Origin of the sequence: Xenophilus sp. (assembly GCF_044462705.1) — a bacterium.
Lineage (GTDB): Bacteria > Pseudomonadota > Gammaproteobacteria > Burkholderiales > Burkholderiaceae_C > Xenophilus > Xenophilus azovorans.
In genome coordinates, this window is sequence record NZ_JBIQNC010000060.1 from 1 (window position 1) to 8,785 (window position 8,785).

Sequence of the window (8,785 nt, forward strand, 5' to 3'; positions counted from 1 at the left end):
CTGCAGCGCCTCGGGCACGGCGCCGGTGGCCTCCACAGCCGCCTGCGCGGGGTCGGCGTAGCGGCGCCCGGCGTCCGCCTCGTCGCCGGCGGCATCGGCCAGGCGCACCAGCAGGTCGGCGGCCAGTTCGGCATCGGTCGCGGCGCGCAGGCCGATGGAGCAAGTCATGCAGTCGCCGCCCACGGCCACGCCGTCGTGCGCGTAGCGCGGCGGCAGGTAGAGCATGTCGCCGGGCTGCAGCACCTGCGTGTCCTCGGGCTCGAAGTGCTCCAGGACCTTCAGCGGCAGGCCGGGACGCAGCGCGAGATCCTTCTGCCGCCCCCACGACCAGCGCCGCCGGCCGCTCACCTGCAGCAGGAACACGTCGTAGCTGTCGAAGTGCGGGCCGACGCCGCCGCCGTCGCTGGCGTAGCTGATCATCACGTCGTCGAGCCGGGCCGCGGGCAGGAAGGCGAACGGCGCCAGCAGCGCATGGGCCGCCTCGTCGTGCAGGTCGACGCCCTGCACCAGCAGCGTCCACCCGGGGCGCGAGAGCGGCGGCAGCGCGCGCCGCGCGAACGGCCCGTGGCGCAACTGCCAGCCGCGCTTCGCGTCGTGCTGCACTAGGCGGGACTCGACGTCCTCGGCGGCCGCCAGGTCGAACAGCCGCGCGCGCGGCACCGGCGGCAGCACGCCGGGCATGGCGCCGCGCACCAGCAGGGGCTTCTTCTGCCAGTGGCGGCGCATGAAGCGCTCGGGGCTCAGGCCGCCCAGCAGCGGCAGCGGTCGTGTGATGTCCATGGTGGGAGAATTCTCGTCCATGGACATCACCCCCCAATGCGTGGTCGGCCTGACCTGGACGCTCAAGGACACCCTGGGCGACACGCTCGACGTGCTCGACGAGCCGGTGGAATTCCTGGTCGGCGGCAACGACCTCTTCGACGCCATCGAGCAGGCGCTGCAGGGCCACAAGGCGGGCGACGTGGTCTCGCTGCACCTGGAGCCCGAGCAGGCCTTCGGCGACTTCGACGACCAGTTGCTCTTCCTGGAGCCGCGCGCCCTCTTCCCGGCCGAGGTGGAGGAAGGCATGACATTCGACGGCGCCGCGCTGCCGCAGGGCGTGAGCGCCGGGATCCCGAAACAGGGCCTGTACACCGTGGCCGAGATCTACCCGGACCACCTGGTGCTGGACGGCAACCACCCGCTGGCCGGCATCGCCCTGCGCCTGTCGCTCACCGTGCGCTCGGTGCGCGAGGCGACGGAAGAGGAGATCGGCCGCGGCACCGCCGGCACCGGCTTCTTCCGCGTCGAGCCGATGGCGCCGGGCGGCCGGCAACTGCACTGAGCCGCCGGCTGCCGGGCGGCTCTCAAGAAAACGCCGGGCCGCCCCAAGTTTTCTTGCCCCCCACGGGGGGCGGGCTGGGCGCAGCCCGGCCCTGGGGGCACTCAGTACCTTGAGATCTGGCCGTTCTCGATCCGCACCCGGTCGCCGATGCGCAGGTCGCCGGGGTGCGGCACGTCGAAGACACGGTAGGCGCCGTGGTCCGTCTGCACCGAGATGCGGTAGCTCTGGTAGACGCGCGGCGCGTTGGTCTGCGCCTCGATGGCGTTGCCTGCCAGCGCCCCGCCGATGAGGCCCAGCGCGGTGGCGGCGGCGCGGCCGCTGCCGTGACCGATCTGGTTGCCCACCACGCCGCCGATCAGGCCGCCGGCGATGGCGCCCCCGCCGGTGGGGCCGTAGCCGGCGGTGCGACCCTGCACCACCTCGATGTTCGCCACCTGCCCGTACTCGACGTAGCCGGTGGGCGCCACCTGAGCCGGATAGGCGCCGGCGGCCGGGTACGGCTGCGCATAGCCCGGGTGGTAGGCCGGGTAGTAGTAGGGCGCCGGCGCCACGCAGGCGGTGGCCAGCAGGGAGGCCGCCACCACGGCGGCGGCAACGGAAAGAGGACGGGTCAGCCTGGACATGATGTTCAACTCCACGCGCGGGCATGCGGCCCGCAATTCACCTTGCCTGTCATCAACGCCGCCGGGCGCGCGGCGATGACGGGTCAACCTCCATCGGAGCCGGGCCGGCGGCGGCGGTTCCGGCCTTTACCTGCTGCTCACCGATGCAACGGCGCGGCAACGGCGGCTCAGCGCGTGCCGGTGGAGCCGTATCCGCCCTCGCCGCGCTCGCTCGGCGGGAATTCGTCGACCAGATTGAACTGCGCCTGCAGCACCGGCACCACCACCAGTTGCGCCAGCCGCTCCAGGGGCTGGATGACGAAGGGCTCGCGGCCACGATTCCAGGCGCTGATCTTCAGCTCGCCCTGGTAGTCGCTGTCGATCAGGCCCACCAGGTTGCCCAGCACGATGCCGTGCTTGTGGCCCAGGCCCGAGCGCGGCAGGATCAGCGCGGCGTAGCCGGCGTCCGCCAGGTGGATGGCGATGCCGGTGCCCACCAGCTCGCAGGCGCCGGGCGCCAGGGTCAGGGGCTCGGCCAGGCAGGCGCGCAGGTCCAGGCCGGCGCTGCCGGGTGTGGCGTATTGCGGGAGGTGCTCTGCCATCCGGGGGTCGAGCACGCGCACGTCGATCTTCATGGGTCCCTTGTCTTCCGTCTTGGAGGAATTCAGCCGGGCAGCTTGCCGCGCCCGGCCTGGCGTCGCCGCGCCTCGGCCTTCGCCGTCTCGGCGAACCCGGTCAGCAGGCGCTTGAACCGCGATCCGACAAACCACAGCGCGGCGGCGAACAGGGCCAGGGTCCACAGGCCGGCATGGCCGGAGGCGAACAGGCCGACGACGATGGCCCAGCCGATCAGCAGCTTCAGCCCCAGGTGGGCGGGCCGCTTCGGCGCGGCGGCGTCCGGCTGCTTCTTCGCGGCAGCGGGGCGCGGCGGCTCCAGCACGCGGGCGGCGACCGGCGGCGGCGTTGCGTCGTCGTCACCCAGCAGCACCGCGCCGCCCGATCGGGCGGCCGTGGCCAGCGCGCGGGCCGTGAGCTGCTCCACGTAGCGCACGAAGTCGCCGCCCGGCGGGGTGTTCCAGTCCGGGTTCATGGCGCGGGCCGCGGGCGCGGCAGACGGGCGGCCACCTCGGCCACCAGTTCGCGCGCCAGTTGCAGCTTGGGTGCGCGCGGCAGTTCGCGCACGCCGGCGGCGTCGACCAGCAGCAGCGCGTTGTCGTCCTGCCCGAAGGTGAGCGGGCCGATGTTGCCCACCAGGAGCGGAATGCCCTTGCGCTCGCGCTTGGCCTTGGCGTGCTCCACCAGGTTCTCGCTCTCGGCGGCGAAGCCGACGCAGAACAGGGCGCCCTCCCGCGCGCGGGGCGTGCGCGCGATGGCGAGCAGGATGTCCGGGTTCTCGACGAAGCGCAGTACCGGCGGCTGGCCGCTGCCGTCCTTCTTGATCTTGTGCGCAGACTGGTCGGCCGGGCGCCAGTCGGCCACCGCGGCGGTGGCGACGAAGACGGTGGCGTCCTGCACCGCACCCTGCGCCGCCTGCAGCATCTGTTCGGCCGACAGCACGTCGACGCGCGACACGCCGCGCGGCGTCGGCTGGTGCACCGGCCCGGCCACCAGGGTCACGCGGGCCCCGGCCTCGCGGGCCGCGCGGGCGATGGCGAAGCCCATCTTGCCGGAGGAATGGTTGGTGATGCCGCGGATCGGGTCCATCGCCTCGAAGGTGGGGCCGGCGGTGACGACCACGTGCTCGCCCGCCAGCGCCTTGGGCTGGAAGTGCGCGACGATCTCCTCGAGCAGCTCGGCCGGCTCCAGCATGCGGCCGTCGCCGGTCTCGCCGCAGGCCTGCCAGCCGTTGCCCACGCCCAGCACGCGGGCGCCGTCGGCGTCGAGCTGGCGCAGGTTGCGCTGGGTGGCGGGGTGCGCCCACATCTCGCGGTTCATCGCGGGCGCCACCAGCAGCGCCACCCGCTCCATCGGGCGGGCCAGGCACAGCAGGCTCAGCAACTCGTCGCTGCGGCCCTGCACCAGCCGGGCGATGAAGTCGGCGCTGGCCGGTGCCAGCACGATCGCGTCGGCCTCGCGGCCGAGGTTGATGTGCGGCATGTTGTTGGGCTCGCGCGCGTCCCACTGCGAGGTGTAGACCGGCCGGCCCGACAGCGCCTGCATGGTCACCGGCGTGATGAACTGGCCGGCCGCCTCCGTCATCACCACCTGCACGGTGGCGCCGGCCTTGACCAGCAGGCGGCACAGCTCGGCCGACTTGTAGCAGGCCACGCCGCCGGTGAGGCCCAGGAGGATGTGCTTGCCTGCGAGATCCAGCATGGCGCGCACTGTAGCAGCGGGGGCGCCTCGGGGCGCAGGCACCGCCTATACAATTGCAATTTCCCACTGCCGAACCTGCGCGTTCGCCACAAGGCAATGACCAAATACGTCTTCGTCACCGGTGGTGTGGTGTCCTCCCTGGGCAAGGGAATCGCCTCTGCCTCGCTGGCCGCCCTCCTCGAATCCCGCGGCCTGACTGTCACCCTCATCAAGCTCGATCCCTACATCAACGTCGACCCCGGCACCATGTCGCCGTTCCAGCACGGCGAGGTGTTCGTCACCGACGACGGGGCCGAGACCGACCTCGACCTCGGCCACTACGAGCGCTTCATCACGACGCGCATGCGCAAGGCCAACAACTTCACCACCGGCCAGATCTACAAGTCGGTGCTGGAGAAGGAGCGCCGCGGCGACTACCTGGGCAAGACGGTGCAGGTGATCCCGCACGTCACCAACGAGATCCAGGACTACATCAAGCGCGGCGCCGGCGTCGGCACGCCGCACGAGGTGCAGGTGGCCATCGTCGAGATCGGCGGCACGGTGGGCGACATCGAGTCGCTGCCCTTCCTGGAGGCGGTGCGCCAGATGAGCCTGAAGGCCGGCTCCAACAACAGCGCCTTCGTGCACCTGAGCTACCTGCCCTACATCGCGGCCGCCGGCGAGCTGAAGACCAAGCCGACCCAGCACACCGCGCAGAAACTGCGCGAGATCGGCATCCAGGCCGACGCGCTGCTGTGCCGCGCCGACCGGCCGATCCCCGACGAGGAGCGCGCGAAGATCTCGCTGTTCTCCAACGTGCCCGAGTGGGGCGTGATCTCGATGTGGGACGTGGACACCATCTACAAGGTGCCGCGCATGCTGCACGAGCAGGGCCTGGACGGCCTGATCTGCGACAAGCTGCGCCTGAACACGCCGCCGGCCAAGCTGCAGCGCTGGGACGACCTGGTCTACGAGGTCGAGCACCCGCAGAAGGAAGTCACCATCGCCATGGTCGGCAAGTACGTCGACCTGTCCGACAGCTACAAATCGCTGAACGAGGCGCTGCGCCACGCCGGCCTGAAGAACCATGCGCGGGTGAAGATCGACTACGTCGATTCCGAGACCATCCAGCCCGACAACGTCTCGCGCCTGGGCAAGTACGACGCCATCCTGGTGCCCGGCGGCTTCGGCCAGCGCGGGGTGGAGGGCAAGATCTGCGCCGCCCGCTTCGCCCGCGAGAACAAGCTGCCCTACCTGGGCATCTGCCTGGGCATGCAGGTGGCCACCATCGAGTACGCCCGCAACGTGGCCGGCCTGAAGAACGCCAACAGCACCGAGTTCGACCCCGACACGAGCTGCCCCGTCATCGCCCTCATCACCGAGTGGAAGGACGCCGACGGCAGCATCAAGACGCGCAGCGAGAAGTCCGACCTGGGCGGCACCATGCGCCTGGGCGCGCAGAGCTCCGACGTGGCGCCCGGCACGCTGGCCCACAGCATCTACGGCGACGTGGTGACCGAGCGGCACCGCCACCGCTACGAGGCCAACGTGAACTACCTCGACCAGCTGCGCCAGGCCGGGCTGGTGATCTCCGCCCTCACCCAGCGCGAGCACCTGACCGAGATCGTCGAGCTGCCGCAGGACGTGCACCCCTGGTACATGGGCGTGCAGTTCCACCCCGAGTTCAAGTCCACGCCCTGGGCCGGGCACCCGCTGTTCAACGCCTTCATCAAGGCGGCGCTGCAGCACCAGGCCGCGGACAAGCAGCCGCTGAAGGCTGTCGTATGAAGCTGTGCGGATTCGAGGCCGGCCTCGACCGGCCGTTCTTCCTGATCGCCGGACCTTGCGTGGTCGAGTCCGAGCAGTTGCAGCTGGACACGGCAGGCACGCTCAAGGAGATCACCGCCTCGCTGGGCATCCCCTTCATCTTCAAGAGCAGCTTCGACAAGGCCAACCGCTCCTCGGGCACGAGCTTTCGCGGCCCGGGGCGCGACAAGGGCCTGGCGATCCTCGCCAAGGTCAAGCGTGAGCTGGGCCTGCCGGTGCTGACCGACGTGCACACCGAGGAAGACATCACCGAGGCCGCCAAGGTGGTCGACGTGCTGCAGACGCCCGCCTTCCTGTGCCGCCAGACCGACTTCATCCGCGCCGCGGCACAGTCGGGCAAGCCGGTCAACATCAAGAAGGGCCAGTTCCTCGCGCCGCACGACATGAAGAACGTGATCGACAAGGCACGCGCGGCCGCGAAGGAAAAGGGCCTGCCCGAAGACAGCTTCATGGCCTGCGAGCGCGGCGCCAGCTTCGGCTACAACAACCTCGTCTCGGACATGCGCGGCCTGGCGATCATGCGCGAGACCGGCGCGCCGGTGGTGTTCGACGCCACGCACTCGGTGCAGCTGCCGGGCGGCCAGGGCACCAGCTCGGGCGGCCAGCGCGAGTTCGTGCCGGTGCTCTCGCGCGCCGCGGTGGCGGTGGGCGTGGCAGGCCTGTTCATGGAAACGCACCCCGACCCGACCAGGGCGCTGTCCGACGGCCCCAACGCCGTGCCCCTGAAGCACATGAAGGCGCTGCTGGAGACGCTCGTGGCGCTGGACCGCGTGACCAAGTCCACTCCCTTCCTCGAAGACAACTTCACAGCATGACCAGCGCCTACATCATCGCCAACGTCGAAGTCACCAACCCCGCGCAGTACGAGGAGTACAAGAAGTGGTCCAGCGCCGCCATGCAGGCGCACGGGGCCGAGGTGTGCGTGCGCGGCGGCAAAGTCGAGGTGCTGGAGGGCGACTGGCAACCCCAGCGCCTCGTGATCCTCAAGTTCCCCAGCGTCGAGGCGGCGAAGCGCTTCGACACCTCGCCCGAGTACGGCAAGGCGCGCGCGGCGCGCCAAGGCGCAGCCATCATGCGCATGGTCGTCGTCGAAGGGCTGTGATTTTCTTGTCTTTGGAGAGCAATGCATGAGTGCCATCGTTGACATCGTCGGCCGCGAGATCCTCGACAGCCGCGGCAACCCCACCGTCGAATGCGACGTGCTGCTGGAAAGCGGCACGATGGGCCGCGCGGCCGTGCCCTCGGGCGCGTCCACCGGTTCGCGCGAGGCCATCGAGCTGCGCGACGGCGACAAGGACCGCTACCTGGGCAAGGGCGTGCTCAAGGCCGTGGAGCACATCAACACCGAGATCTCCGAGGCCGTTCTGGGCCTGGACGCCTCCGAGCAGGCCTTCCTCGACAAGACCCTGCTGGACCTGGACGGCACCGACAACAAGAGCCGCCTGGGCGCCAACGCGACGCTGGCGGTCTCGATGGCGGTGGCGCGCGCGGCGGCCGAGGAATCGGGCCTGCCGCTGTACCGCTACTTCGGCGGCATGGGCGGCATGCAGCTGCCGGTGCCGATGATGAACGTCATCAACGGCGGCGCCCACGCCAACAACAGCCTGGACCTGCAGGAGTTCATGATCATCCCGGTGGGCGCGCCCAGCTTCCGCGAGGCGCTGCGCTACGGGGCCGAGGTGTTCCACGCACTCAAGAAGATCATCGATTCGCGCGGCATGCCCACCGCCGTGGGCGACGAGGGCGGCTTCGCGCCGAACGTGCAGAACCACGAGGCGGCGATCCAGCTCATCCTGGAAGCCATCGACAAGGCCGGCTACACCGCCGGCGAGCAGATCGCCCTGGGCCTGGACTGCGCCGCCAGCGAGTTCTACAAGGACGGCCAGTACGTGCTGGCCGGCGAAGGCGGGCTGCAGCTGTCGGCCGCGAGCTGGACCGACATGCTGGCGAGCTGGTGCGACAAGTACCCGATCATCAGCATCGAGGACGGCATGGCCGAGGGCGACTGGGACGGCTGGAAGCACCTGACCGAACGCCTGGGCCAGAAGGTGCAGCTGGTGGGCGACGACCTGTTCGTCACCAACACGAAGATCCTGAAGGAAGGCATCGACAAGGGCATCGCCAACTCGATCCTCATCAAGATCAACCAGATCGGCACGCTGACCGAGACCTTCGCCGCCATCGAGATGGCCAAGCGCGCCGGCTACACGGCCGTCATCAGCCACCGCTCGGGCGAGACCGAGGACTCCACCATCGCCGACATCGCGGTGGGCACCAACGCCGGCCAGATCAAGACCGGCTCGCTCTCGCGCTCGGACCGCATGGCCAAGTACAACCAGCTGCTGCGCATCGAGGAAGACCTGGGCGACGTCGCCGCCTATCCCGGCCGCGCCGCCTTCTACAACCTCAAGTAAGGCGCGCGGCTTTTTCCGCGCGGCCCGGGCCCCATGCGCTCCCGCTTCGTCGTTCCGGTGGTCCTGGCCATCCTGCTGGCCCTGCTGCAGTTCCAGCTCTGGACCGGCCGCGGGAGCGTGCCGGAGACGTCGGCCCTGGAGCGCAAGCTGGCCGTGCAGAAGGAGGCCAACGCCAAGGCGCAGGCTGCCAACGAGCGGCTGGCCTCCGAGGTCAAGGACCTGCAGGAAGGCATGGAGATGGTCGAGGAGCGTGCCCGGCAGGAGCTGGGCATGGTCAAGCCCAACGAAGTGCTGGTCCAGATCGCGAAGTAGCCGGAGCCCGA

The 8,785-nt window shown here is 70.2% G+C and carries 11 protein-coding genes; 6 read left to right on the top strand and 5 right to left on the bottom strand.

The window, feature by feature from the left end; genetic code table 11:
* On the bottom strand, positions 1 to 780 hold a 780-nt coding region (locus ACIY1X_RS11325), incomplete at its 3' end, for a cupin domain-containing protein (protein ID WP_399680614.1).
* 19 nt (positions 781 to 799) lie between these two features.
* Here ACIY1X_RS11325 and ACIY1X_RS11330 point away from each other — a divergent pair.
* Positions 800 to 1,324, top strand: coding sequence for a peptidylprolyl isomerase (locus ACIY1X_RS11330; protein ID WP_399680615.1), 525 nt, complete (start codon positions 800 to 802; stop codon positions 1,322 to 1,324).
* Positions 1,325 to 1,425: 101 nt separating this feature from the next.
* Here the strand turns inward: ACIY1X_RS11330 and ACIY1X_RS11335 are convergent, their stop codons facing one another.
* The 4 genes from ACIY1X_RS11335 to coaBC form a co-directional block, all read right to left on the bottom strand.
* Positions 1,426 to 1,947: a hypothetical protein gene (locus tag ACIY1X_RS11335; protein WP_399680617.1), complete on the bottom strand. Its 522-nt coding sequence runs from the start codon at positions 1,945 to 1,947 to the stop codon at positions 1,426 to 1,428.
* A 167-nt stretch (positions 1,948 to 2,114) separates the two neighbouring features.
* Positions 2,115 to 2,561 (bottom strand): dUTP diphosphatase, encoded by a 447-nt coding sequence (dut, locus tag ACIY1X_RS11340; protein ID WP_399680619.1) that lies wholly within the window; start codon positions 2,559 to 2,561, stop codon positions 2,115 to 2,117.
* A gap of 29 nt (positions 2,562 to 2,590) precedes the next feature.
* A complete protein-coding gene (locus ACIY1X_RS11345; RefSeq protein ID WP_399680621.1) occupies positions 2,591 to 3,016 on the bottom strand; it encodes a hypothetical protein in 426 nt (141 codons plus the stop codon).
* Positions 3,013 to 4,242, bottom strand: coding sequence for a bifunctional phosphopantothenoylcysteine decarboxylase/phosphopantothenate--cysteine ligase CoaBC (gene coaBC / locus ACIY1X_RS11350; RefSeq protein ID WP_399680622.1), 1,230 nt, complete (start codon positions 4,240 to 4,242; stop codon positions 3,013 to 3,015). Before coaBC ends, ACIY1X_RS11345 begins: the two co-directional genes overlap by 4 nt.
* Positions 4,243 to 4,338: 96 nt before the next feature.
* Here coaBC and ACIY1X_RS11355 point away from each other — a divergent pair, with 96 nt between their 5' ends.
* Genes ACIY1X_RS11355 through ftsB form a run of 5 tightly spaced genes read left to right on the top strand, consistent with a single transcriptional unit; the run spans position 4,339 to position 8,774 of the window.
* Positions 4,339 to 6,009: a CTP synthase gene (locus ACIY1X_RS11355; RefSeq protein WP_399680625.1), complete on the top strand. Its 1,671-nt coding sequence runs from the start codon at positions 4,339 to 4,341 to the stop codon at positions 6,007 to 6,009.
* Positions 6,006 to 6,863, top strand: a complete 858-nt coding sequence (gene kdsA / locus ACIY1X_RS11360; protein WP_399680627.1) for a 3-deoxy-8-phosphooctulonate synthase — start codon at positions 6,006 to 6,008, stop codon at positions 6,861 to 6,863. Before ACIY1X_RS11355 ends, kdsA begins: the two co-directional genes overlap by 4 nt.
* Positions 6,860 to 7,150 carry a DUF1330 domain-containing protein gene (locus tag ACIY1X_RS11365; RefSeq protein WP_038207618.1) on the top strand — a complete coding sequence of 97 codons (291 nt, stop codon included), beginning with the start codon at positions 6,860 to 6,862 and terminating at the stop codon, positions 7,148 to 7,150. The genes kdsA and ACIY1X_RS11365 overlap by 4 nt, the downstream gene beginning before the upstream one ends.
* A gap of 25 nt (positions 7,151 to 7,175) precedes the next feature.
* On the top strand, positions 7,176 to 8,462 hold the full coding sequence (eno, locus tag ACIY1X_RS11370; protein ID WP_038207615.1) for a phosphopyruvate hydratase: 1,287 nt from the start codon (positions 7,176 to 7,178) through the stop codon (positions 8,460 to 8,462).
* A gap of 33 nt (positions 8,463 to 8,495) precedes the next feature.
* Positions 8,496 to 8,774: a cell division protein FtsB gene (gene ftsB / locus ACIY1X_RS11375; RefSeq protein WP_399680629.1), complete on the top strand. Its 279-nt coding sequence runs from the start codon at positions 8,496 to 8,498 to the stop codon at positions 8,772 to 8,774.
* The last annotated feature ends 11 nt before the right edge of the window (positions 8,775 to 8,785 follow it).

What these genes read in the sequence shown, in the direction of transcription:
- ACIY1X_RS11335 (WP_399680617.1), bottom strand. Translation starts at nt 1,947, where the DNA reads ATGTCCAGGCTGACCCGTCCTCTTTCCGTTGCCGCCGCCGTGGTGGCG.
- eno (WP_038207615.1), top strand. Translation starts at nt 7,176, where the DNA reads ATGAGTGCCATCGTTGACATCGTCGGCCGCGAGATCCTCGACAGCCGC.
- kdsA (WP_399680627.1), top strand. Translation starts at nt 6,006, where the DNA reads ATGAAGCTGTGCGGATTCGAGGCCGGCCTCGACCGGCCGTTCTTCCTG.
- ACIY1X_RS11345 (WP_399680621.1), bottom strand. Translation starts at nt 3,016, where the DNA reads ATGAACCCGGACTGGAACACCCCGCCGGGCGGCGACTTCGTGCGCTAC.
- ACIY1X_RS11330 (WP_399680615.1), top strand. Translation starts at nt 800, where the DNA reads ATGGACATCACCCCCCAATGCGTGGTCGGCCTGACCTGGACGCTCAAG.
- dut (WP_399680619.1), bottom strand. Translation starts at nt 2,561, where the DNA reads ATGAAGATCGACGTGCGCGTGCTCGACCCCCGGATGGCAGAGCACCTC.
- ACIY1X_RS11355 (WP_399680625.1), top strand. Translation starts at nt 4,339, where the DNA reads ATGACCAAATACGTCTTCGTCACCGGTGGTGTGGTGTCCTCCCTGGGC.
- ftsB (WP_399680629.1), top strand. Translation starts at nt 8,496, where the DNA reads ATGCGCTCCCGCTTCGTCGTTCCGGTGGTCCTGGCCATCCTGCTGGCC.
- coaBC (WP_399680622.1), bottom strand. Translation starts at nt 4,242, where the DNA reads ATGCTGGATCTCGCAGGCAAGCACATCCTCCTGGGCCTCACCGGCGGC.
- ACIY1X_RS11365 (WP_038207618.1), top strand. Translation starts at nt 6,860, where the DNA reads ATGACCAGCGCCTACATCATCGCCAACGTCGAAGTCACCAACCCCGCG.